The organism is Rhizobium sp. HT1-10, from assembly GCF_049472505.1.
In the GTDB taxonomy this organism is placed as follows: domain Bacteria; phylum Pseudomonadota; class Alphaproteobacteria; order Rhizobiales; family Rhizobiaceae; genus Rhizobium.
The window spans coordinates 386,658-410,091 of record NZ_JBCEBQ010000004.1 but is presented as its reverse complement, the minus strand read 5'-3'; the positions used below and the strand labels follow the sequence as shown (position 1 = coordinate 410,091).

Sequence of the window (23,434 nt, the reverse complement as noted above, 5' to 3'; positions counted from 1 at the left end):
GGTCGTGGCGGCCCCGTCGACTGCGCGAAACGAATTGCAGCCCTGCGTGCCGGCGTCATCAGTGCAACTCATCTCGCACCGGTCTCGTTCACCCTCCGAGGATGTGCTACAGAACTCATGCTCGCTGACGCTGGCTTTTCCGAACGCGTATCGAAGGCACCGGGGTGGGGATATGAATGGCTTGAAACATGACGCGTTCTTTAGCGCCCTGCCGGTGTTTACCCGGTTCGAGGGCGTGACGTCGGACGAGAACTACAGCCCCCTGCCGGATGACTGGTACCTCGCGCTGGCCGATATCGTCAGCTCCACCGAGGCCATCGCGGCCGGACGCTACAAGGCGGTCAACATGGCGGGAGCCAGCGTGATTTCGGCCATCCTGAACGCGCTTGACCGGGCTGACTATCCCTTTGTTTTCGGCGGTGACGGCGCCTGCGTCGCCATCCCTGCCGATGGCCTTGCGCGTGCCCGCCAGGCGCTGGCCTCGGTTCAGTCATGGGTGGCGGAGGATCTGCACCTCAGTTTGCGTGCGGCGCTCGTACCCCTTGCCGATATCCGGGCTCAGGGGCTCGACGTGCGGGTGGCGCGGTTCAGCCCCACCGAGTCCGTGTCCTATGCCATGTTCTCCGGCGGCGGTGCCAGCTGGGCGGAAGCGCAGATGAAGGCCGGCCACTACGGCGTGGAGGCGGACGAGGGCAGGCAACGTCCGGACCTGGCAGGCCTCTCCTGCCGCTGGAACCCGATCGAAGCGCAGAACGGCGAGATCGTTTCGGTCATCGCTGTGCCTGCCGCACACGGCAATGGCCCAGAGTTCCAGAGCCTCGTTGCCGACATCATCGCCATTGCCGGAGAGCAAAGCCGCGAAGGCCACCCCGTGCCTTTCGAGGGACCGAATCTGGCCTTGGCGCTCGAGGGCGTCGCCGTCGAGGCGCGCGCCACCGCGTCCGGCGGACGGATCCTGCGACGCAAGCTTGCCATCGCAGCGCAGATAGGCCTGACGCTTGCACTCCACAAACTCGGCCTTCCCCTCGGCTCGTTCGATGCACGGCGCTATAAGCGCCAAGTCGCGGCTAATACCGATTTCCGTAAATTCGACGACGGCCTGAAGATGACGATCGATCTCGATGCTGCGAGGCTGGCGCGGCTGGAGGCGCGGCTGCAGACTGCGGAAGCCGAGGGTGTCTGCCGCTACGGGCTGCACCGCCAGGCATCGGCACTGATGACGTGCTTCGTGCCGACGCCGCTCTCGCATGATCATATGCATTTCATCGATGGAGCAAATGGTGGTTATGCGATGGCCGCCGCCGCCCTCTCCGGAAAGTCGCGACCGCAGGCAGAACCGCCAAGGAAAGCGGACGGCACCAGCCACGTCGCATCCTTGCCGGCGACGCCTTAGACGGCCGCCCGGGTGCACGCTGCGCACCGGTCTTCCGCCTCGCCCATTGCCTCGTCACGAAAGCGTCTTATCTGCCAATGTGACGACTGCCTTGGGCCCGTTTGCCCGTCAAGAAGAAGCTGGAGACCGGTCCGATGCCCAATGCCCCCTCCAGCGTCTCCGATATCTTCCTCGACAAGGTCGCGGAGTGGCTGACGCAGGCTGCGCTCAAGGGGGAAAATCTCGAAAGCGTCGTGCGCGGGTTCTGCGACCGGATCGCAGCCTCTGGCCTACCGATCGCCCGCGTCCATCTGACGTTTTCCATGCTGCATCCGCTCTACGGTTCGCTCGGCTTCACCTGGCGACGCGCCAGCGGCTTGACGATCGAGGGCTACAGGCACACGGACGGAGAGCCCGAGCGCTTCCTGCAAAGCCCCTATTACCACCTGCTGACCAGCAATCTCGATTACATGCGCCGGCGGATCGATGTCGACGGGCCGCTCGATTTTCCTATCTTCGCGGAATTGCGCGAGGAAAAGATCACAGACTACATTGCGTTCGTGCAGAGGTTTGGCGAAGGCTCCGTGCAGGGCATGATGGGCTCCTGGTCGACGGATGCCGCCAGCGGCTTCAGCGAGCCGATGATTGGAGCGCTCCTGCGGATGCAGAACCATCTGGCGCTCGCCGCGAAGATGGCGGTTCTCGGCAAGCTCGCCAGCAACATGCTGACGACCTATCTCGGCGGCGATGCCGGCAGGCGCGTGCTGAACGGCCAGGTTCGTCGCGGCGACGGGGAAACGATCCGCGCTGTCCTGGTGATGGGCGACATGCGGCAATCGACGATGCTGGCTGAAAAAGAAGGGCGTCAGGTCTACATCAACACGCTCAACGAATTCTTCGATGCGATCGCCGCACCCTTCAATCGCAATGGCGGCGAGATCATGAGCTTTCTCGGTGACGGCTTTCTAGCGGTCTACCCCTGCGATCGGCACAAGGAGCCCTCCAGAGTTGCCTGTCGGGCAGCACTGGCGGCGGTCCATCAGGCGCAGGATCGAATAGCACAACTCAACGAGGCAAGGATAGGCCGGGACCTTGTTCCGGTCCGGTACGGGATCGGCCTGCATGTCGGCAACGTCATGTTCGGCAATGTCGGCCTGCGGGACCGATTGACCTTCTCCGCGTTCGGGGCAGCCGTCAATGAAGTCGAGCGGCTGCAGTCGCTGACCAAGAAATATTCGAGAGAAGTCATCGCAAGCAAGGCTTTTGCCGGCTATAGCGGCGGCGATTGGGTGACGCTGGGCGAGGAAAAGCTCCGTGGCGTGCGAAACAAAGTGACTGTTCTTCACCCTGCGCCGTTTGTTGCCATGACGGATCGGGACGATACTGTTTTCGACGCGACGGCGGATGGTTTGTCGGAGGCAGAGCAAGTTATCCTCCTGCACCGGGATGCGCGGAAGAAGGATATCCGGCCTCAGGCCTGAAAACAGCCGCCAAAATCGATTATAACAAAAGCCCGGCGCATATCAGGAGATGCTTGAAGGCAAAGAGGATTTACGCCCAAAGACTGGAACCCGTTAACTGGACACCCGTTATAGGCTACGTTAGTGTGCGCGGCGGGCACGAATGAGGACGGGGGAAATTCTTTTGCATGGCGTCTGAGACGGACTTGCTGCGTATCGAAAATCTCGATGTATCGTTCTCGCTTTTTGGCGAACGCCTTCCTGTCGTAAAGGGCGCAAACCTCAGAATTCTTCCCGGAAAGGTGACAGCCCTTGTCGGCGAGTCCGGATCCGGCAAATCGATCATCAGCCAGGCTATTATGGGTATCCTGCCGGCCCCCGCGGATGCCTCCGGCCGCATTCTTTTCACTGATCCGAAGAACGGCGTCACCACCGATATTCTGAGCCTGACGCGGGATAGCCCGCCGATGCGGGCTTTGCGCGGCGGTCGGATGGCAACGATTTTCCAGGAGCCGATGACCTCGCTGTCGCCGCTCCACACCGTCGGCAATCAGATCAGCGAAGCGCTGCGCATTCACAGCACGGCCACCAGGGAAGAGCAGCGTCGCAAGACGGAAGAGATGCTGGAACTGGTCGGGTTCCAGGACCCGAAACGCACCTTCAACATGTATCCGTTCGAGCTGTCCGGCGGCATGCGGCAGCGCGCAATGATTGCCATGGCGCTGATCTGCAGCCCGGCGCTGCTGATCGCCGACGAGCCGACAACGGCGCTCGACGTTACCATCCAGGCACAGATCCTGAGCCTGTTGCGCGACCTCCAGCACAAGATGCAAATGGCGATGCTGCTGATCACGCACGATCTCGGCGTGGTCGCCAATATGGCCGACGAAGTGGTGGTCATCTATCACGGGGAGGTTATGGAGGCGGGCCCGGTGGAGACGATCTTCCGCGATCCGCAGCACCCCTATCTGAAGGGCTTGATGTCGGCCGTCCCACATTTCGACATGAAGCCCGGCGAGCGGCTGAAGTCGCTACGCGACGTGCCGGTCAACATCGACACGTTTTCCGCCAAACGCGACGCCGGGCCGGCAGGACCCGACGTGCTGCTCACCGTCCGCAATCTCAGCAAAAGCTACAAGACAAAGAAGCGCGGCCTGTTTGCCACGGGCAACAGCTCCGAAATGCGCGCGGTCGACAATGTCAGTTTCGATATCCGCCGGGGAGAATGCCTCGGGCTTGTGGGCGAAAGCGGCTGCGGCAAGACGACGGTCAGCAAGATCCTGATGCGGGCCGTCCAGCCGGACGGCGGCTCTGTTGTCTTCAATGACGGCCATGGCGACGTCGATGTGCTGTCGGTGCATGGCGACGATCTGCTGGAAATGCGGACCAACATTCAAATGGTGTTCCAGGATCCGGTTTCCTCGCTTTCGCCGCGCATGACGGTCCGCAATATCCTCAGCGAGCCGCTGGAGATCCATGGACGAGGCGACAGTGACAGCCGCAAGGAAAAGGTCGCAGCTCTGATGAAGGCGATCGGTCTCGACGAGCGCTATCTCAGCCGCTACCCGCACAGCTTTTCCGGCGGCCAGCGGCAGCGCATCGGCATCGCGCGGGCGCTGGCGCTCGGGCCCAAGCTGCTGATCCTCGACGAACCTGTTTCAGCGCTCGATGTTTCCGTGCAGGCGCAGATCCTCAACCTTCTGAAGGACCTACAGAAGGAACTGGGGCTGACCTACCTGTTCATCTCGCACAACCTGGCGGTCGTCGATTACATGGCCGACCGTATTGCCGTGATGTATCGCGGCCGCATCGTCGAGATCGCGCCTCGCGGCATCATCCTTCGCGATCCCGTTCATCCCTATACGCGTTCGCTGCTATCAGCAGTTCCCTTCCCGGATCTCGACCGGCCGCTCGATTTCGCCGGACTGCAGGCCGTCGGCCCAAGTTCGAAGCGCAACTGGGGACCGAACTTCTCCGAGGTCGAAGGCGAGGAGCTCGCCTATGCCGATCTCGGCGACGGCCATTTTGTCCGCGCCCATCGGGACGCCAACATTCAGGAATTGCGCACGTGGTAACCCGTCGGACGTTCCTCGGCGCCCTCGCCTCGACGATGCTGCCGTTTCCGGCACTGGCGGACGGGGGACCGCCGCCGGAGCCAGACTATCTGCGCGAACGGCTGGCAGCGGGAAAGCTGCCGAAGATGGTCGACCGCTTGCCGACCCAGCCCCGTGTCGTCAATCTATCCGGGATGGCGCGTCAGCCGGGTGTCTACGGCGGCTCGTTGCGAACCATCATAAGCAGCGAAAAAGACATTCGCTACATGACCATCTATGGCTACGCGCGATTGGTCGGTTATGACGAGCAACTGCGGATGCATCCCGATATACTGGAAACATTCGAGGCGCCTGACGCCACGGTGTTCACCTTCAAGCTGCGGGCTGGACACAAGTGGTCCGACGGTTCGCCGCTCACGGCCGACGATTTCCGCTACTGGTGGGAAGACGTCATCCTGAACAAGGAACTGACGCCCGGAGGCGGCGCGCTCGAACTGCGTCCACACGGCAATCTGCCGCGCTTCGAAGTGCTCGATCCGCTCACAGTGCGATACACCTGGGACAGACCAAACCCCGATTTCCTACCAAGCCTGGCGGCTCCGCAGCCCTTGTCAATCTTTGGGCCCGCCCATTATCTCAAGCAGTTCCACAAGAAGTACCAGGACGAGGCGACGCTGCAGTCGCTGATGAAGAAGGCGCGCGCGAAGAAGTGGGCCGATCTGCACATCAGAAAAGCCGATCGCTACCGCCCGACCAATCCGGACCTCCCGGTCCTCGACCCATGGCAGAACACGACCGCGCCGCCAGCGGAGCAATTCGTCTTCGTTCGCAACCCCTTCTTCCATCGGGTCGACGAGAATGGCCGGCAACTTCCTTATATCGACCGCTTCGTACTCAACATCAGCTCGTCGCAGATTGTCGCGGCCAAGACCGGTGCCGGCGAAAGCGACCTGCAGGCGACTGGCCTCGATTTCAATGACTACGCCTTCCTGAAGGAAGCCGAGAAGAACTATCCGGTGAAGGTCCGCCTGTGGACCCTGACACGCGGATCACGGGTCGCTTTGCTGCCCAATCTCAATTGCACCGATGCCGGTTGGCGTGCTCTGTTCCACAATGTGCAGGTTCGCCGCGCCATGTCGCTGGCAATCAACCGGCATGAGATCAACATGGCTGTCTTCTACGGCCTCGGCCATGAAAGCGCCGACGCGATGTTGCCGCAGAGCCCGCTTTTCAAGCCGGACTATGCTTCCGCCTGGGCCCAGCACGATCCTGACATGGCCAATCGCCTGCTGGACGAAGCTGGTCTTCAGAAGCGCGACAGCGACGGGATCAGACTGCTGCCGGATGGCCGCCGTGCCGAAATCACCGTCGAAACTGCCGGCGAGAGCAGTGTCGATACCGACGTTCTGGAACTGGTCACCGACCATTTCAGGGCCGTCGGCCTAGCGCTGTTCACCCGCACCTCGCAGCGCGACATCTTCCGCAGCCGCGCCATGGGTGGACGCATCCTGATGTCCATCTGGTTCGGATTGGACAACGGCGTTGCCACTGCTGACATGAACCCCAGCGAACTTGCCCCGACCATGGATGACCAGATGCAATGGCCGCTCTGGGGAATGCACTATCTGTCGGCCGGAACCCAGGGCGTGGCACCCGATTTGCCGGCTGCCAAGGAGCTTGTCGATCTGCTGCTGCAATGGCGAGCGGCGGCGAATTTCGAGGATCGCGAAGCGATCTGGCATCGGATGCTGGCGATCTACACGCAAGAAGTCTTTTCGATCGGCCTCGTCAGCGGCACCTCCCAGCCGATCCTGCACACAGCCAAACTCCAGAACGTTCCAGACAAGGGGCTCTACGGTTTCGACCCGACGTCCTATCTCGGTGTCTACCTGCCCGACACCTTCTGGCTGAAGGAGGACGCATAGATGTTGCGGTACATCATCTGGCGCATAGGCGTGATGGTCCCGACCCTGCTGGTCATCTCGATGCTGGTTTTCACCATCATCCAGTTGCCGCCCGGCGATTTCTTTCAAAGCCAGATGGCCGAGCTGCGGGCTGCCGGCGAGACCGCCAATCTTCAGGACATGGAGGAACTGCGCCACGAATATGGGCTCGATAAGCCCCTGCCCATTCAATACATCTACTGGGTCGGCGGCATGCTGCACGGCGATTTTGGCTACTCGTTCGAATACCAGCTGCCTGTCTCCGAAGTCGTTGGCGATCGCCTTTGGCTGACCGTGCTGGTCTCCTTCACGACGATCCTCTTGACCTGGCTGATCGCCTTCCCGATCGGCATCTATTCGGCGACGCACCAGTACAGCTGGAGCGATTACAGCCTGACATTCCTCGGGCTGCTCGGCATCGCCATCCCGAACTTCATGCTGGCCTTGATCCTGATGTATTTCGCCAATGTCTGGTTCGGCGTTTCGGTCGGGCATCTGATGGACCAGCAATATCTCTCGCAGCCGATAAGCTGGGCTAAGGCAAGATCCATTCTCTCGCATCTGTGGATCCCGGTCATCATCGTCGGCACGGCGGGGACGGCCGGCATGATCCGCAGGCTGCGGGCCAACCTGCTCGACGAGATGCAGAAGCAATATGTGATCACCGCGAGGGCCAAGGGCCTGCATCCGCTTCGGGCCCTGATCAAATACCCCTTGCGGATGGCGCTCAACTTTTTCGTCGCCGATATCGGCTCGATACTGCCATCGGTGATATCAGGCGCTGAAATCACCGCCATCGTGCTCTCGCTCGAGACGACCGGGCCGATGCTGATCAAGGCGCTGCAGAGCCAGGATATGTATCTGGCCGGCTCGTTCCTGATGTTCCTGGCTTTGCTCAACGTCATCGGCGTGCTGATTTCCGATATCGCGCTTGGCTTCCTCGACCCCCGTATCCGCTTGCAAGGCAGGAGCACCCGTTGACGTCAACCCTGCCTGAACCCGGCGCACCCCTGCAGCACTACGTGTCGACGGCGCCGTTCGACCCGATGCAGTTCGAGCAGATGTCGGCTGGCCAGACCCGCTATCACAAGGCCTCGCAGAAGCGGCTGATGTGGTGGAAGTTCAAGCGTCACCGGGTCGCCGTTGCCTCCGGCATCTTCCTGCTGCTGCTGTACGGTATGATCATCATCGCCGAATTCCTGGCGCCCTATGGGCTGCACAGCCGCAACGTCGACTTCATTCATGCGCCGCCGCAGGGCATCCACATTTTCCGCGACGGAAAGCTGGTTTCCCCCTTCGTCTATGGACGCAGCATGTCGCTCGACCTCAATACGCTGCGCCGCACCTATACCGACAAGCCGGACGACGTGCAGCCCATCCGCTTCCTCTGCCGCGGCGACGCCTATAACTTCTGGGGCATGGTCCCCTCCAACCTGCATCTCGTCTGTCCGGCGGTGGGCGGTGATATGCATCTGCTCGGCACCGACCGGCTGGGACGCGATGTTCTGTCGCGCATCATCTATGGGGCGCGCATCTCGCTCAGCATCGGTCTGATCGGCATCTCCATCAGCTTTGTGCTCGGCATCGTTCTCGGCGGGCTGGCCGGATATCACGGCGGCTGGTTCGACCTTCTGGTGCAGCGGGTCATCGAGGTCCTGCAGTCGCTGCCGAGCCTGCCCTTGTGGATGGCGCTGGCAGCCATCATGCCGGTCACGTGGAGCCCGATCGTCGTCTATTTCGGCATTACCATCATCCTCGGCATTCTGGACTGGACGGGTCTGGCGCGGGCGGTGCGCTCGAAGCTGCTGTCGCTGCGCGAGGAAGACTATGTGCTGGCAGCCCAGCTGATGGGCGCCCGATCCAGCCGGATCATCGGCCGGCACCTGGTTCCCGGCTTCATGTCGCATCTGATCGCGACGGCCACCATCTCGATCCCGAGCATGATCCTTGGCGAGACGGCCCTCAGCTTTCTCGGGCTGGGGCTGCGGCCACCGATTACCAGCTGGGGTATCCTGCTGACCGAAGCGCGCAGCGTCAGCGTCATCGCATTCTACCCCTGGCTTTTGTTTCCAATGATTCCAGTGGTTTTGGTGATTCTGGCATTCAATTTTCTTGGAGATGGCTTGCGCGATGCCGCTGATCCCTACAAATAGCGTAAGGCGCGGTCGACAAACGACGCGGGCCGCGCACCACCGCATTGGCTCCCTCTTGCAAACCGGCTGCTGCAAAAGACGTTTGGACTTGAGGTTTTGCCCATGAAGCGGCGCGTAGAAGATGCACGTATCCTCATGTACAGCCATGACACGTTCGGGCTCGGCCATCTGCGCCGTTGCCGGACGATCGCGCATTCCCTGGTGGGCGACTATCGGGGACTGAACGTGCTGATCATCTCCGGCGCGACGATCGCGGGTGCGTTCGATTACCGGGCGCGCGTCGATTTCGTGCAGGTGCCGAGCGTCATCAAGCTGAAGGATGGCGAATACACGTCAATGGCCGGCGATGTCGATCTCAAGGACACGCTGCGGATGCGCCAGGCCGTCATCCAGCAGACAGCCGAAACGTTTCAGCCAGACATCTTCATCGTCGACAAGGAGCCACTCGGCCTGAAGGGCGAGGTCGAGGAGACGCTCCGCTATCTCAAGGCGCGGGGCACGACGCTGGTGCTCGGCATGCGCGACGTCATGGACGCGCCGCATCTGCTCGACGCCGAGTGGAAGAAGAGCAACATGCTCGACAAGATCGACCAGTATTACGACCGCGTCTGGATCTACGGGCCGCCTGACTTCTACGATCCGCTGCTTGGCCTCGACGTTCCGCCTGGTGTCAGGCGCAAGATGGATTTTGTCGGCTTCCTTCAGCGCAGTGTGCCGCAGGGCAAGAAGTCCGAGCATGTGCCTGACGAGGATTACATTCTGGTGACGACGGGCGGCGGCGGCGACGGCGCCGACCTGGTGCGCGACATCGTCAACGCCTATGAGCAGGACCGCTCGCTGCAGTTCAAGACCCTGATCGTGCTCGGCCCCTACATGCCCGCCCGCGAACGGATGGAACTTGTCGAGCGGGCCAATCGGATTGCCTGTCTCGAAGTCATCGAGTTCGACAAGCGGATGGAGGAGCTGATCGACGGCGCCACCGCCGTGGTCGCCATGGGTGGCTACAACACCTATTGCGAGATCCTGTCCTTCGACAAGCCGGCCCTGATCATCCCGCGCACGCGACCGCGCGAGGAGCAGTTGATCCGCGCCCAGCGTGCAAGCGAACTTGGCCTGATCGACATGCTGCTGCCGGAAGAATCGGCCGATCCCATGCAATTGTCTGCGGCCCTGAAGTCGCTGGTCACGCGTGCGCCGCCATCCCAGAGCGGCGAAGAGAAGATGCGGCTGGAGGGGCTGGTGCACATTTCCCAGATCGTCGGCGACTGGCTCGACGATCGGGAGAGCTACCCCTCGCTTTCCGTCGTCGGCGAATAGAGCGCGCCCCATTGTCGATCCGAAAGAAAATACTGGTTGTCCTCAAGGGCTATCCCCGCCTGTCGGAAACCTTCATCGCGCAGGAACTGCTCGGCCTGGAGCAAGCAGGCTTCGACCTGACGTTGATCTCGATGCGCCGACCGACAGACAAGAAACGCCATCCGATCCACGACGAGATCAAGGCGCGCGTCGTCTATCTGCCGGAATATCTGCACGACGAACCCATCCGGGTGTTGCGGGCTGTGCTCGCGGTGCGCGGCAAAGCCGGATTCCGGCCGCTGCTCAGGCAATTCTGGGCCGATCTCAAGCGGGACCTGTCGCGCAACCGCTTCCGCCGTCTTGGCCAGGCCATGGTGCTTGCCCATGAGTGGCCCGACGGCGGCGAATGGCTGCATGCCCACTTCATTCATACGCCCGCTTCGGTGACGGCCTATGCCAGCATTCTCACCGGCACGCCCTGGACCTGCTCGGCCCATGCCAAGGACATCTGGACATCGCCCGATTGGGAACTCAGTGAGAAACTGGGGCAAGCACGCTGGGCCGTTACCTGCACCCATAGCGGCTTCGATCACATGCGCAGCCTGACGCCGTCGAAAGAGCGCGTGCATCTCAGCTATCACGGTCTCGACCTCGCCCGCTTCGGACCATTCGTCGGGGACCACTCCGACCGCGACGGCAGTCTGCCAGAGGCCCCGGTGCTGCTGCTCAGCGTCGGACGGGCCGTCGAGAAAAAGGGATATGATGTGCTGCTGCAGGCGCTTGCACTGTTGCCAAGGAGCCTGCACTGGCGCTTCGAGCATATCGGCGGCGGCGACAAGCTGGCAATGCTGAAGGCAGTTGCCGACAGTCTGGGCATTGCCGATCGGATCACCTGGAAGGGCGCGTTGGCGCAGGAAGAGGTACTGGCCCATTATCGCCGCGCCGATCTGTTTGCGCTTGCCTGCCGAGTGGCATCAGATGGCGACCGGGATGGCCTGCCGAACGTTCTGGTCGAAGCCTCGAGCCAGCGGCTGACCTGTATCTCGACAAAGGTTTCCGGCGTGCCGGAGCTTTTGACCGACGGCGAGAATGGCCTGCTGGCGCCTCCTGAGGATCCAACAGCCCTGGCAGCGGCGCTCGAGGCGGCCATTCGTGACCCTGCCCTGCGGCACCGGCTTGGGGCTGCCGCCGAGCGGCGGGTTCGCGAGCATTTCGACTACCACTCCAGCATCCGGCAGCTCAGCCGGCTGTTCGAGGAGGAATGGCGGAAAGACGACAACTGGAAACAATCGGCGTGACCGGACCACGGGTATTCTTCTACGTTCAGCACCTGCTCGGCATCGGCCATATCGCCCGTGCCAGTCGGATTTCGAGCGCATTGGCGCGCAACGGGTGCAAGGTTACGCTGGTGACCGGCGGCCTTCCGGTCTCGGGCTTTCCGGGAGATGACGTGACCGCCGTTGCCCTGCCGCCGGTGGCGGCGGCGAGCTCCGGCTTCTCCGGCCTTGCCCATGCTGACGGCACGCCTGTAGATCAGCGGTTTCTCGACGACCGGCGCGACCTGTTGCTATCCGCCTTTCGCGCGGCCACCCCGGACGTGGTCATCATCGAAGCCTTCCCCTTCGGTCGGCGGCAGATGCGGTTTGAACTGCTGCCGTTGCTCGATGCGATCGAGGCGGCAAAACCCCGGCCGAAGCTCTACACCTCGGTTCGCGATATCCTGCAGCAACAGAAAAAGGCCGGGCGCGACGAAGAGACGGTTGCAACGTTGGACGCCCATTTCGACGGCGTCCTCGTCCATGGCGATCCCGCATTCGTGCGGCTCGAGGAAACCTTTCCGCTTGCCGGCCGCATCATCGATAAAATCAGCTACACGGGCCTCGTTGCCCCGCCGATGCCGCCTGCTCCTTCCGAGATCTTCGACATCGTCGTGTCGGCCGGCGGTGGCGCGGTCGGGCGCGACCTCATCCGCGCCTCGCTCGATGCGGCCAAACAAGTCGCCAGCGACAAGCGCTGGTGCCTGATCGCAGGCCCCAACCTGCCCGAAGCCGATTTTCTTGCCCTGCAGCGGGAAGCCACAGCCAACCTGCAGCTGGTGCGTTTCCGCAAGGACTTCCCGTCATTGCTGCGGGGTGCGAACCTGTCGATCTCCCAGGCCGGCTACAACACCGTCTGCGACCTCCTCGTCACCGGCTGTCGCGCCATCGTCGTGCCGTTCACCGCCGGTGGCGAAACGGAACAATCGGTCCGAGCCGAGCGCCTGCAGGCACTTGGGCTGGCCTCGGCATTGCCGGAGGCGGGGCTGACGGCCGACATGCTCGCTAGATCGATTTCGGAGATCCTCGAAAAGCCGAAGCCGGCTTTGCATCGGATCGATGTCGGAGGCGCCGAGCGCACGGGCTATATCATTCAAAACGCTGCGTGAATTTTGCTTCATTTGCCAGTGCTTTGACCTCGTTTTGCAGACTGTTGTGATATAAGCTGCATAGCAGGGGAATCGGATCGGCCTGCCACCATTGCGATCTGCTGTGTGGTCCCGGGGAAAAGCGGCATGCTAGACAGGACGGCGAGCATGGCGGCTCTTGATTTTAGAAGCATCCGATAAGCATGGAAAAAAGCCTAGCCAAATACATCTGGTCGAATACGCGCCTCGAGCAGATCTGGATCCTGACGGTCGTCGCCGCGTCGATGGTGCCTTACTTCCTGTCCTTCGATCTGCCAAAACAGATCGTCAACGGCCCGATCCAGGGCAAGGGCTTCGAGGGCGAAGGCGCCACGCAGTCCTTCGTGCACATTGCCTATGACATCCCCTTCGTCGGTCATGTCGAGGTCTTCAAGGGCTTCAAGCTCGACCGCTTCGAGATGCTGATCGCGCTCAGCCTGGTGTTCCTGGCGCTGGTCGTGCTCAACGGTTTGTTCAAGCTCTATATCAATACCTACAAGGGGCGCCTTGGCGAGCGCATGCTGCGGCGCATCCGCTTCCAGCTGATCGACCGGGTCCTGCGGTTCCCGCCTTCGCATTTCAAGCGCGTCAAGGCGGCCGAAATCGCGACGATGATCAAGGACGAGGTCGAACCGCTCGGCGGCTTTACCGGCGATGCCTTCGTGCAGCCGGCGCTGCTCGGCGGCCAGGCGCTGACGTCGCTGATCTTCATTATCATGCAGAATTTCTGGCTTGGCATGATCGCCGCCGGCATCGTCGCGATCCAGGCCGTCGTTATTCCCCGGATGCGCAAGCGCCTGCTGGAACTCGGCCGCCAGCGCCAGTTGACAGCGCGCGAGCTTTCCGGCCGCGTCGGCGAGATCGTCGATGGCATCGGCGCCATCCATGGCAACGACACCTCCAATTTCGAGCGCGCCGATATCGCCGCCCGGCTGGGGTTGATCTTCTCGATCCGCTACGACCTCTACCAGTGGAAATTCCTGGTCAAGTTCATCAACAACTTCCTCGCCCAGGTAACACCGTTCCTGTTCTATTCGATCGGCGGTTTTCTCGCCCTGCAGGGTCGGCTCGACATCGGCCAGCTGGTTGCCGTCATCAACGCCTACAAGGACCTGCCAGGTCCACTGAAGGAACTGATCGACTGGGACCAATCGCGCCAGGATGTGCAGGTCAAGTACAACCAGGTCGTTGAGCAGTTCAGCGTCGACCGGTTGCTCGACCCCCGCATTCAGGTGATGGATGCAAAGCCGGCGGCGCGGTTGAGCGAGGCGCTGGTTGCGCACAACCTCACCATCAGCGACGACAGCGGCGCCCGGGTTCTCGACCACATCTCGCTGGAGATCCACCCGGGCGAGACGGTGGCGATCGTCGGCGAAAGCGGCAGTGGCGGCGAGTATCTTGCGGATGCCTTTGGCCGGCTTGTCTGGCCGGACAGCGGCAAGGTGACGGTCGATGGCAACGATCTTCTCGAGCTGCCGGAATCCGTCACCGGCCGGCGTATCGCCTATGCTGGATCGGAAACCTACTTCTTCCACGGCACGCTGCGCGACAACATCCTCTATGGTCTCAAGCACGCACCGCTGACCACCGTCACCTATGAGGGCGAAGCGGCGTTGCGCAACAAGTGGGCGGTCACGGAGGCCAAGCGCGCCGGCAATCCTTCCCTCAGTCTCGACAGCGACTGGGTCGACTATGCGGCAGCCGGAGCGACGGGCCCGGACGATCTCTACAGCGTCATCCGCCCGGTCCTCGATTCCGTGCTGATGTCGCAGGACATCCTCGATATGGCCTTGCGCTCCACCGTCGACACCGAAAGACACAAGGACCTCACCGAGCGGATCGTCGAACTGCGCCACGCGCTGATCGACCGCTTGAAGGAGCAGGACCTCGACGGGCTGGTCGTGCCTTTCGAATTCTCGGCCTTCAACACACAGGCGACCGTCGGCGAAAACCTGTTGTTCGGAACGCTGAAGCGTCCGCTGATGACCAACCGCAAGCTGGCATCCCATCCCTATTTCATCAAGCTGTTCCAGGAAAGCGGGCTGAACAGCGAGCTCTACGAGATGGGGATCGAAATCGCCGAGAACACCGTCGAACTGTTCAACGACCTGCCGCCGGACCATCCGTTCTTCCAGCAGCTGACGTTCATGACGGCGGACGATATTCCGGACTACCAGGCGCTCCTGCAAAAACTCAGCGGCCGCAACTTCGACAGCGCGACGCCCGAGGAGCGGGCGGCGATGATCCGCCTGAGCTTTTCCTACATCGAACCCCGCCACCGCTTCGGTCTCTTGACCCGAGAGCTGATGGACAAGATCGTCGAGGCGCGCACGGAGTTTCACAAGCATATTCCAGACGACCTCAATGCCGTGATCGAGCGTTACGATCCGGAGCGGTTTACCGCATCGGCGACGCTGATGGACAACGTGCTGTTCGGGCGTATCGCCCACCAGCAGGCCGATGCGCCTGAACAGATTCATGTCATCATGCGCGATCTCTTCGATCGGCTTGGGTTGCAGGACAGCGTGCTGTCGATCGGGCTCGATTTTGACGTCGGCTCGGGCGGCAAGCGGCTCACAAACGTGCAGCGCCAGAAGCTCAATCTCGCCAGGGCACTGCTGAAGAGAGCAGACTACATGATCTTCAACCGGCCGCTGGTGGCGCTCGACCACCGCATCCAAGACCAGATCGTTCGCACCGTTCTCAAGGATATCGAGAACAGCGATCACAAGCCGGCGATCATCTGGGTACTTTCGAATGTCAGCCTGGCAGAACAATTCCAGCGCGTACTGGTTTTCCAGGGTGGAACGCTGGCGGAAAGCGGCACGACCTCCGATCTTTTGGAGCATAACGGTATGTTCAAAGAACTTTTATCGTTATAGGCTATCAGGCGGCGGCGAATGGGGTTTAGACGCGCATGCTTTTGAGAGACGAAGTCGAAATGTTGAGGCGAGTGCCGATCTTTGCCCGCATAGCGCCGGCAAAGCTCAAGCTGTTGGCCTTCACGTCCGACCGCGTCAGCTATCGGACGGGGCAGATCCTGTTTCACCAGGGCGACCTCGGCGACGCAGCCTATGTCGTCCTTGCGGGCACCGCCGATATTCTCGTCGATACCCCTGCCGGTGAAATCAAGGTTGCCGATGTCGAGGTGAACTCGATTGTCGGCGAGATCGCGATCCTCTGTGACGTCTCCCGTACCGCGACCGTCAAGGCCACCTCGAACGTCGAGGCCCTGAGGATCAGCAAGGAGCACTTCCTGAAACTGCTCTCCGACTTCCCCGAAATGGCCGTCGATATCATGCGGGTGCTGGCCGACAGGCTGAACCATACGACCGCAGAGCTGACGGCCGCCCGCAGCCAGGCGACACCCGAGCCCCAGCCGACCCACTAACTGCAATCCGGGTAGGCCGCGAGCCACGGCTCTGGGCTCGTCCCGCGTCCGTTCGCACGGAACCAAATGCACTTCCGCTAGTTTTCCGGACCGAGGCTTCACCGCACGGCGCTGGCACTATGCATTCATGCTCATTCCTCTGGCTCGACGACCGCGATGCGGCTGCGCCGGCCATCGATGAGAGTGGCTGCAGGCCGAGCAACCGTCCCATTCTCCCAGGAAAACTATGACGCTGCCCAGCTCGACCTACCGCATCCAGTTCCGTGACGGCATGACCTTCGAGCATGCCGAACAGATCGTCCCCTATCTCAGCCGGCTCGGCATCAGTCACCTCTATGCCTCACCGATCTTCACTGCCACGGATGGGTCGACCCATGGCTACGATGTCACCAACACAAACGAGATCGATCCGGCGATCGGCGGGAGAGCAGGTTTCGACAGGCTGTCGTCGGCCCTTCGTGCTGCCGGCATCGGCCTCCTCGTCGACATCGTCCCGAACCACATGGCCGCTTCTCTCGAGAACCCCTGGTGGCGGAGCGTCGTCGAATGGGGAGAGGCAAGCCCCTACGGCCGGCACTTCGACATCGACTGGCGACGCAAGCTGACCCTGCCGCTGCTGGGAAAGCCCTTGGACGAAGCCTTGGCCGAGGGCGAGCTCAAGCTTGTCGTCGACGAGGAAGCCGGCGTTTTGGCGATTGCCTACTACGAACAGATGATGCCGCTGGTGCCCAGCAGCTATGCGGACGTGCTGTCCGGGGTCGACGCCCCGGCCGCGGCCAAACTTCTGACGCTCGCCTCTACGGCCGAACCAGAACACGAGGCGGAGTTCCATCGCAGCACGCGGGCACTGCTCACGGGCAGCGCTGCCGACATCCGGGAAGCGTTCGAGCGGAAATATGCCGATCCAGCCTCTATCCGGGCCGTGCTGGACGCCCAGCCCTGGAAACTGCTTTTCTGGAAAGACGCACCGCGCGAGCTCAGCTATCGCCGGTTCTTCGAGGTCACCGGTCTTGTCGGGCTGCGCGTCGAGGATCCTGCAGTGTTCGACGACGCGCATCGGCTGACGCTCGAACTGGTGCGCAACGGCGCCATCGACGGGTTGCGTCTGGATCATATAGACGGCCTCGCCGATCCCGCCGGATATCTCGACCGCCTGCGCAGTGCGGTCGGCGACGACACCTATATCGTCGTTGAGAAAATCCTGGCGGAGGGAGAGACGCTGCCTAAGGCCTGGCCGATCTCCGGCACCACCGGCTATGAGTTCATCACCACGCTGCCGGACGTCCTGGTCGCCACGGCGGGAATGAAGACGATCACCGACACCTATCGCGGTCTCGCCGATGGCGAGCCGGAATTTGCCGAAGGCGCCCTTGCCGTCAAGGCGATGCTGGCGCGCAAGAATTTTGCTGTCGAGACCAATACTCTGTTGAAGCTGCTGCAGACCGCTGGAGAAGGTGTCGATGACGCGCCGGATAGGGATAAGCTGGAGATGGCGCTTGTGTCGCTGCTCGTTGCATGCCCTGTCTATCGAACCTATGGTTCGCAGGGGCGCCTCGAGGTAAGCGACGCAGATATGTGGGAGAGGATCGTCAATACAGCGGCGAGCTCGACCCATGCGCCCGACGGCCAGGCCTTGGCCTTCATCGAACGGGTCTTCCAGGGCGAGGTGTCGCCGGCTGCCGCAGATGCAGCCCAGGAATTCCGCCGGCGCTTCCAGCAGCTGACAGGTCCGCTCACCGCCAAGTCCATCGAAGACACGATGTTCTACCGCTACAACCGCCTGATCGGGCTGAACGAGGTGGGCGGCGAGCCTGCATCCGATACATTCGGTGTCGAGCGGTTTCATGAGGAGATGGCAAAGCGGGCCGAGACCCAGCCGGCGGGCCTGTCGGCCAGCTCGACGCACGACACCAAACGCGGCGAGGACGCCCGGGCACGGCTTTATGCCCTCAGCGAAGCGCCCGAAGCCTGGTGCGCTGGTGTGAAGCGCTGGCAGACGATCAACGCTGCCCATGTCGCAAACCTGCCGGATGGCAATGCGCCGGAGCCGAGAATCCAATGGATGCTTTATCAGGCGCTGGCCGGCGCCTGGCCGGCGGAGGCCAGCACCGATGCTCCCGAGCCCGCTGGTCTTTCCGAGCGTTTCCTCGGTTACGTGGAGAAGTCGCTGCGCGAGGCAAAGCAGCGTACCAACTGGGGCGAGGAAAACGCCGCCTATGAAAATGCCGTCAAAACCTACGCGGCAACCTTGCTGGAACCTGGCAATACCGAGTTCCTGCAGGATTTCGCCAGGACGCTACAGCCCTTCGTCCGCGCCGGTCTGTTCAATGGCCTGACGCAGACGCTGATCAAGCTGGCAGCACCGGGCATCCCGGACATCTATCAGGGCGCCGAGCAGCTGGATTTCAGCCTTGTCGATCCCGACAATCGCCGTCTGCCGGACTATGCTAAACTCGTTGCCGACCTCGAGATCAAGATTGCAGACAGAGACGAAGGCTTGCTGTCGCGAGGCGTCGTCAAGCAGCAGCTGGTTGCCAAGGGCCTTGCCCTGCGAAAGGCCGAGCCTCTGCTCTTTTCCGAGGGCGACTACGAGCCACTTGAGGTCACCGGCAAGCGCGCGGACAAGGCGGTCGCATTTCTCCGCCGCCATCAAGGAAAAGTGGCGCTTGCGATTGCGCCGCGTCAGGTTTTCGACCTTGGCGCAACGGAATGGCCATGCGGCGATTACTGGGGCGACACCACCATCGTCCTCTCTAGCGATGACAATTGGGCCCTGCGCAATGTCATCGACGACCGGATTTTTGAAGCCGGTCGTCCCTTGAAACTGGCGGATATCCTGCAGACCTCGCCGGTTGCCTTGTTCGTCTCCGAATAGGACAAGAGGGGCTTGCTTCAGAGCATGCCCCTCGCCGCAAGGTTGCGCATCAAATGGGACACACCGAATGTCCACGGCGCGCAGTCCGTCGACAGCAGCACGCGGTTGCGGAGGGCACCGAGTTTGTTGTTTGAGATGGTGACGATGTCGCCGATCTTGTGGGTAAAACCCTGGCCCGGGATGCCACGGTCCTCGACGGGGGCAAACAGCGTGCCCATGAACAGCACCAGGCCGTCGGGATACTGGTGATGCCGGCCGATCGTTTGGGCAACCAGGTCGAGCGGATCGCGGCTGATTTCCTTCATCGAACTCTTGCCATTGAGCACATAGCCGTCCTCGCCTTCGATCTTCAGATCTAGGTCGGCATTGCGGACGTCGTCTATGCTGTAGGTATCGTCGAAAAGGCGGATGAACGGGCCGACCGAACAGGACGCATTGTTGTCCTTGGCCTTGCCGAGCAGCAGGGCGGAGCGGCCTTCGACATCGCGCAGGTTTACGTCGTTGCCGAGGGTCGCGCCCTTGACCCGGCCCTGGCTGTCCACCGTCAGCACGATTTCCGGCTCGGGATTGTTCCACTTCGAGATCGGATGCAGGCCGACGTCGGCACCGTGACCGACTGACGACAAGACCTGCGCCTTCGAGAACACCTCGGCATCCGGGCCGATGCCGACTTCGAGATATTGCGACCAGACGCCATCCTCGATCAGCGCCGCCTTGACCTTGGCCGCCTCGGGCGAGCCGGCCTTCAGATTGCGGAGACTGTCGCCGATGATCGCGGTGATGCGGGCGCGGATGCTGTTGGCGAGATCCGGATTGCCGGCCGCTCGCTCCTCGATCACCCGTTCGAGCATCGAGCGCGCAAAGGTCACGCCGCAGGCCTTGACCGCCTGAAGATCGATAGGGGCAAGGAGATGGGTCTGACCTGTGTTGCTTTCGCCCGAAAGCAGTGCCTGGAGGCTGCCAATTGTTTCGCCGTCCCGGGTGCGAAGGAACGCCGCGGGATCGTCCATCTCCAACAGGGCGGATACCGTCGGTATGTCTTTCGATGTCACGTCGTAGACGCGTCCCTGACGCACAACCACGACCGACGGTCCCTGCTTTGCCCTATCCCAGACCCTGCCGACATAGCTGCCCGTGTCGAAATTATCGCTATAACCCGCCATGACTGGCCTCCCGTTTTCATTTCGTAATCGACGCGCCGCTCTCCCGGGCAGCGCTGTAGTGAATTTTCCGGCGATAGCTCGCCCTCCGACATGAAGCCGGCTATCGACAACCGGACGGCATGTTGGTCACCGCCGGAAGCTTGTCAACAATCGTAACGCGCGGCTCGGCGGATGGTGCCGCGTCGGCCCCTGACCGTCTCATCAGGCCACAGCGGGATAGCCGAGCGCTATGGCCTGCTGCTCGAGATCTGCCAGGCGCTGGTAGGCGTCCTCGGACAGCACCTCGAAACGTCGGAGCGAGAGGACGTCCCTCACGTCCGCAAGCGACGGCGCTGCGGCGACCTCATCGAGAATCCGACGCATCAGAGCGAGTTCCTCGTCAGTGGTCTCACTGGAGGTGATGAAAGGCAGACCTGGGCCTTCCGGCGTTTCGGCAAGCACACGCAAGCCGGCCAGCCGACCCGGATCGAACCGCCCGATGTTGCCGAAGGTCACGCAATCGATCGCCGCGACGTCGGCCTTGCCCGAAGCAACGGCATCGATGCTGGCAACGTGCCCGCCGGTTTCCACCACCGAGGCGAAAAAACGGCCGTTCGTCGCCAGGGGCGCAATGGCCGCGCGGAAAAGGTTGCTGCCGGAATTCGAGCCCGGCTCGTTGATGGCGGCCGTCAGACCCCTGAGGTCATCGAGGGTCCGAGCAGGACTATCCTTGGCAACGATAATCTTGCTGCGGTTCAAAGGCCCGTCACAGCCGGGAAAGCCGTAGACCGGCGTTGCCAACAGGCGGACACGGCCGCGCAGCTTCTTGACGAAGGGGAAGCCGCAGGTCTGCGCCAACAAAAGATCGGGGCGCAACCATGCCTGATCATAGACAACATCGCGATCAAGACTGTCGGGCACACCGTCCATCCCGGACTGGCGCAACCGGTCGCGCACATAGGCCCAGAGCGCGTCGTTGGCGACGGCGATGGGCGTGGGCGCCGTGTACATGGCAAGGCTGGCAAGACGCATCGGGACATCGATCCAGTGGCTGCAGGATATGACTTGTTACATGCCGGCCGGTACAGTTGACTAGCCGAAAACGGCAGTGGCTGTCGGCAGTTGGCTGAACGCCTAGGCAGAGGCTTCCGATGCGCGGATGATCGCTTGCAATGTCGGCGCCTCCGCACCCGACCAATCGAGAAATCCCTGAAAGCGCCGACGGATCTTCTCGGCGTGGTTCTGGGCTATGTCGGAAAGCCTGTGATCGAGGAAGGGATTGTCGAAGCGCTGCAACGTCGCAGAGACATAGGCCTTCGCTTCTGCCTGCATGGCTTTGCGGGCAAACCCCGGGACGACCTCGGTTTCATAGAGCGAGAGCAGAGATAGTCTTGTCTGCTCACTGCCCAGCATCTCCCGCACGGTCAGCCCTTCTTTCCGGCCTCCTTCGATCCAACGATGGGCGAGAAAGCTGTGGCCGAGATTGAGAATGAACAACTTCAACTTTTCATAGGGCTCGATGTCATCAGCCACGACCACGTCCGGATGGACGCAGGGCAAAGCCTGGCCAGCGACCCTCTGGATCGCCCAGAGCGCGTAAGGCTCGGCAACGGCACCGGCTGGAAAAAGCGGCTCTGAGACGATACGGTCGACAAGCGTGTTGCAGAAGATCACTTTGCTTTCGAGCCAGGCGGAGAAGTCACCGCCCTGATACCAGCGGGCTGCGAGATCGAGAACAATCGCCCGGAGCGCCTCACCATTCCTGCTGATCAGCTCGCAAGGCAGGATCGTCAGGCCATCGCCACCCGCGGCAAATCTTGCATGCAGCAAGACAGTGAGCTTGCCGGGAAAGGAAACCGGCAGCCCGGACGGCAGTGCCTGCGGCTCGCCGGTGATATCATAGCCGCGGTCGGCGGTGTTGCAGAGCACGAGCGACACTTCCTCGATGAAGATGCGCTCGATCTCGCTCCAGTCGGTGGAGGCGGAGAGCGCGCGACGGACGCTCGTCACCTGCCGGACGCGGTCGACCGGCTGGCCATCCTCGATGCCGCGAATGCGAACGGGAAATCCGCCATCGGCAGCCAAGCCCTTCAGACGCTCGGCGCGCTCGCTCGAGCCTGTCGTCTGGACGACGGTGATCGGTCCCAGCGCTTCGCCTCTCGCCATCGCCTCGCTGATGAAGAGATCGGCATGGGCCTGGAGAAAGCGGCTGGTGCCGAACTGCATGATGGGGGTCTTCATGGATGTTTTCCTTCCTCGCTCGGAGCCTGCTGTATGGATTGCAGAAGGGTTTGCCGGGCGGACTGCAGGTGATTGCGGCAGGCCTTCTCGATACGGGCGGCATCACGCGACTGGAGAGCCTCGATATAGGCCAGATGTTCCGTGATCGCCCGGGCATTGCGCTCGCGGGCAAAAGCCTTGTTCCACTGGTAGTGGTAGTGAAAGACGATGGCGATGACGTCGTAGAAATCGGCGATGAAGCGGTTCTTCGACGCGCGATGGATGAGCAGGTGAAACTTCTCGTCCAGTTGCGAAAAATCGCGGTACCGGGCGTCGAGATCGGCGACCAGCTCGTCGTGCTCCTGGCGGATCGCGGCAAGGCTCGCCCAGGCCGGATGATCGGCCGGCAACCGCCCGAATTCGGACGCCGAATGCAGCTCGAACATCTCGCGCACATCAGCCAGCTCCAGGGCGAACTCGCGGGTGAAGCCCTTGAGCGTCCAGTGGCTGTTGGGGCGTTTCTCGATCAGGCCGAAGCGCGAAAAGCGGATCAGGAATTCCCGCACGCTGGTCGTGCCTGTGCCGATTTCGCGGGCCAGTTCCAGCTCGTTGATTTGCATGCCCGGCTGCGCTTCGTCTGAGAGAATGCGCAGCATGAAGCTGCGTTCGATGATGTCGTGCAGCGAGTTGGTTTCCTGCTCGGGGAAAAGGTCGCTGGCGATGGGCGGGCGCAGGACGGTCTTTTCCCGCTTGTTCCACTGAATGATACCGACCTCGCTCAGCCGCAGGAGGATCGCCCGCGCCGTGCTGCGGCTGATGCCGAGCTGGGCTGCGATCTCCGGCTCCGACGGCAGGGCGGCATGCGGCAGCAGCGTTGCTGCATAGCGGTTGAACGCCTCCTTGAAGACCGTATTCTGTCTGGCCATACCGACCCCCTGATGCCTGCAGGACCCCATGCGATCTGCCGCCTTTTAAGGCTGCAAACCGTACCTGGCCACTGCGATGCGCCCTTGAACGGCGCTTATTTTTGGCGGTGTTCTCTCCCCGTCCGCGGCGATATTCCCCGTTGACTTCAAAATGTTTAT

16 protein-coding genes are annotated in these 23,434 nt (G+C 61.9%); 12 read left to right on the top strand and 4 right to left on the bottom strand.

Annotated features, from left to right (window positions below):
- Window positions 1-172: 172 nt before the first annotated feature.
- The 12 genes from VH564_RS13500 to treY all read left to right on the top strand — a co-directional run bounded on the left by VH564_RS13500 (window position 173) and on the right by treY (window position 18,987).
- Window positions 173-1,393 carry a DUF3095 domain-containing protein gene (locus tag VH564_RS13500; RefSeq protein ID WP_423340348.1) on the top strand — a complete coding sequence of 407 codons (1,221 nt, stop codon included), beginning with the start codon at window positions 173-175 and terminating at the stop codon, window positions 1,391-1,393.
- 134 nt (window positions 1,394-1,527) lie between these two features.
- The gene (locus VH564_RS13495) at window positions 1,528-2,853 is read left to right on the top strand and encodes an adenylate/guanylate cyclase domain-containing protein (protein WP_423340347.1); all 1,326 of its coding nucleotides are present in this window, start codon (window positions 1,528-1,530) and stop codon (window positions 2,851-2,853) included.
- A gap of 167 nt (window positions 2,854-3,020) precedes the next feature.
- Window positions 3,021-4,907 carry an ABC transporter ATP-binding protein gene (locus tag VH564_RS13490; protein WP_423340346.1) on the top strand — a complete coding sequence of 629 codons (1,887 nt, stop codon included), beginning with the start codon at window positions 3,021-3,023 and terminating at the stop codon, window positions 4,905-4,907.
- On the top strand, window positions 4,901-6,811 hold the full coding sequence (locus VH564_RS13485) for an ABC transporter substrate-binding protein (RefSeq protein ID WP_423340345.1): 1,911 nt from the start codon (window positions 4,901-4,903) through the stop codon (window positions 6,809-6,811). The genes VH564_RS13490 and VH564_RS13485 overlap by 7 nt, the downstream gene beginning before the upstream one ends.
- Window positions 6,812-7,810 carry an ABC transporter permease gene (locus VH564_RS13480; protein ID WP_423340344.1) on the top strand — a complete coding sequence of 333 codons (999 nt, stop codon included), beginning with the start codon at window positions 6,812-6,814 and terminating at the stop codon, window positions 7,808-7,810. It begins immediately after the preceding gene.
- Entirely contained in the window at window positions 7,807-8,982 is a 1,176-nt protein-coding gene (locus VH564_RS13475) for an ABC transporter permease (RefSeq protein ID WP_423340343.1), read from the top strand. The genes VH564_RS13480 and VH564_RS13475 overlap by 4 nt, the downstream gene beginning before the upstream one ends.
- 102 nt (window positions 8,983-9,084) lie before the next feature.
- Window positions 9,085-10,299, top strand: a complete 1,215-nt coding sequence (locus VH564_RS13470) for a glycosyltransferase family protein (protein ID WP_423340342.1) — start codon at window positions 9,085-9,087, stop codon at window positions 10,297-10,299.
- Between the two features lie 11 nt (window positions 10,300-10,310).
- The gene (locus tag VH564_RS13465) at window positions 10,311-11,576 is read left to right on the top strand and encodes a glycosyltransferase (protein WP_423340341.1); all 1,266 of its coding nucleotides are present in this window, start codon (window positions 10,311-10,313) and stop codon (window positions 11,574-11,576) included.
- Complete coding sequence (locus VH564_RS13460; protein WP_423340340.1) at window positions 11,573-12,703, top strand: glycosyltransferase family protein; 1,131 nt, start codon at window positions 11,573-11,575, stop codon at window positions 12,701-12,703. Before VH564_RS13465 ends, VH564_RS13460 begins: the two co-directional genes overlap by 4 nt.
- Before the next feature lie 182 nt (window positions 12,704-12,885).
- Window positions 12,886-15,603: an ABC transporter transmembrane domain-containing protein gene (locus VH564_RS13455; RefSeq protein WP_423340339.1), complete on the top strand. Its 2,718-nt coding sequence runs from the start codon at window positions 12,886-12,888 to the stop codon at window positions 15,601-15,603.
- A gap of 35 nt (window positions 15,604-15,638) precedes the next feature.
- Window positions 15,639-16,112: a cyclic nucleotide-binding domain-containing protein gene (locus VH564_RS13450; protein ID WP_423340338.1), complete on the top strand. Its 474-nt coding sequence runs from the start codon at window positions 15,639-15,641 to the stop codon at window positions 16,110-16,112.
- Window positions 16,113-16,338: 226 nt separating this feature from the next.
- Complete coding sequence (gene treY, locus VH564_RS13445; RefSeq protein WP_423340337.1) at window positions 16,339-18,987, top strand: malto-oligosyltrehalose synthase; 2,649 nt, start codon at window positions 16,339-16,341, stop codon at window positions 18,985-18,987.
- A 17-nt stretch (window positions 18,988-19,004) separates the two neighbouring features.
- On the opposite strand, the gene VH564_RS13440 is transcribed toward treY, so the two are convergent.
- The 4 genes from VH564_RS13440 to VH564_RS13425 all read right to left on the bottom strand — a co-directional run bounded on the left by VH564_RS13440 (window position 19,005) and on the right by VH564_RS13425 (window position 23,275).
- A complete protein-coding gene (locus VH564_RS13440; protein WP_423340336.1) occupies window positions 19,005-20,150 on the bottom strand; it encodes a fumarylacetoacetate hydrolase family protein in 1,146 nt (381 codons plus the stop codon).
- 201 nt (window positions 20,151-20,351) lie between these two features.
- The gene (locus tag VH564_RS13435) at window positions 20,352-21,161 is read right to left on the bottom strand and encodes a phosphate/phosphite/phosphonate ABC transporter substrate-binding protein (RefSeq protein ID WP_423340335.1); all 810 of its coding nucleotides are present in this window, start codon (window positions 21,159-21,161) and stop codon (window positions 20,352-20,354) included.
- 102 nt (window positions 21,162-21,263) lie between these two features.
- Window positions 21,264-22,370 carry a mannitol dehydrogenase family protein gene (locus tag VH564_RS13430; protein WP_423340334.1) on the bottom strand — a complete coding sequence of 369 codons (1,107 nt, stop codon included), beginning with the start codon at window positions 22,368-22,370 and terminating at the stop codon, window positions 21,264-21,266.
- Window positions 22,367-23,275 carry an FCD domain-containing protein gene (locus tag VH564_RS13425; protein ID WP_423340333.1) on the bottom strand — a complete coding sequence of 303 codons (909 nt, stop codon included), beginning with the start codon at window positions 23,273-23,275 and terminating at the stop codon, window positions 22,367-22,369. The genes VH564_RS13430 and VH564_RS13425 overlap by 4 nt, the downstream gene beginning before the upstream one ends.
- Window positions 23,276-23,434 lie beyond the last annotated feature (159 nt).

Coding starts and splice junctions, on each gene's coding strand:
- VH564_RS13430 (WP_423340334.1), bottom strand. CDS start 22,370: ATGAAGACCCCCATCATGCAGTTCGGCACCAGCCGCTTTCTCCAGGCC.
- VH564_RS13435 (WP_423340335.1), bottom strand. CDS start 21,161: ATGCGTCTTGCCAGCCTTGCCATGTACACGGCGCCCACGCCCATCGCC.
- VH564_RS13425 (WP_423340333.1), bottom strand. CDS start 23,275: ATGGCCAGACAGAATACGGTCTTCAAGGAGGCGTTCAACCGCTATGCA.
- VH564_RS13440 (WP_423340336.1), bottom strand. CDS start 20,150: ATGGCGGGTTATAGCGATAATTTCGACACGGGCAGCTATGTCGGCAGG.
- VH564_RS13480 (WP_423340344.1), top strand. CDS start 6,812: ATGTTGCGGTACATCATCTGGCGCATAGGCGTGATGGTCCCGACCCTG.
- VH564_RS13490 (WP_423340346.1), top strand. CDS start 3,021: ATGGCGTCTGAGACGGACTTGCTGCGTATCGAAAATCTCGATGTATCG.
- VH564_RS13455 (WP_423340339.1), top strand. CDS start 12,886: ATGGAAAAAAGCCTAGCCAAATACATCTGGTCGAATACGCGCCTCGAG.
- VH564_RS13470 (WP_423340342.1), top strand. CDS start 9,085: ATGAAGCGGCGCGTAGAAGATGCACGTATCCTCATGTACAGCCATGAC.
- VH564_RS13500 (WP_423340348.1), top strand. CDS start 173: ATGAATGGCTTGAAACATGACGCGTTCTTTAGCGCCCTGCCGGTGTTT.
- treY (WP_423340337.1), top strand. CDS start 16,339: ATGACGCTGCCCAGCTCGACCTACCGCATCCAGTTCCGTGACGGCATG.
- VH564_RS13495 (WP_423340347.1), top strand. CDS start 1,528: ATGCCCAATGCCCCCTCCAGCGTCTCCGATATCTTCCTCGACAAGGTC.
- VH564_RS13450 (WP_423340338.1), top strand. CDS start 15,639: ATGCTTTTGAGAGACGAAGTCGAAATGTTGAGGCGAGTGCCGATCTTT.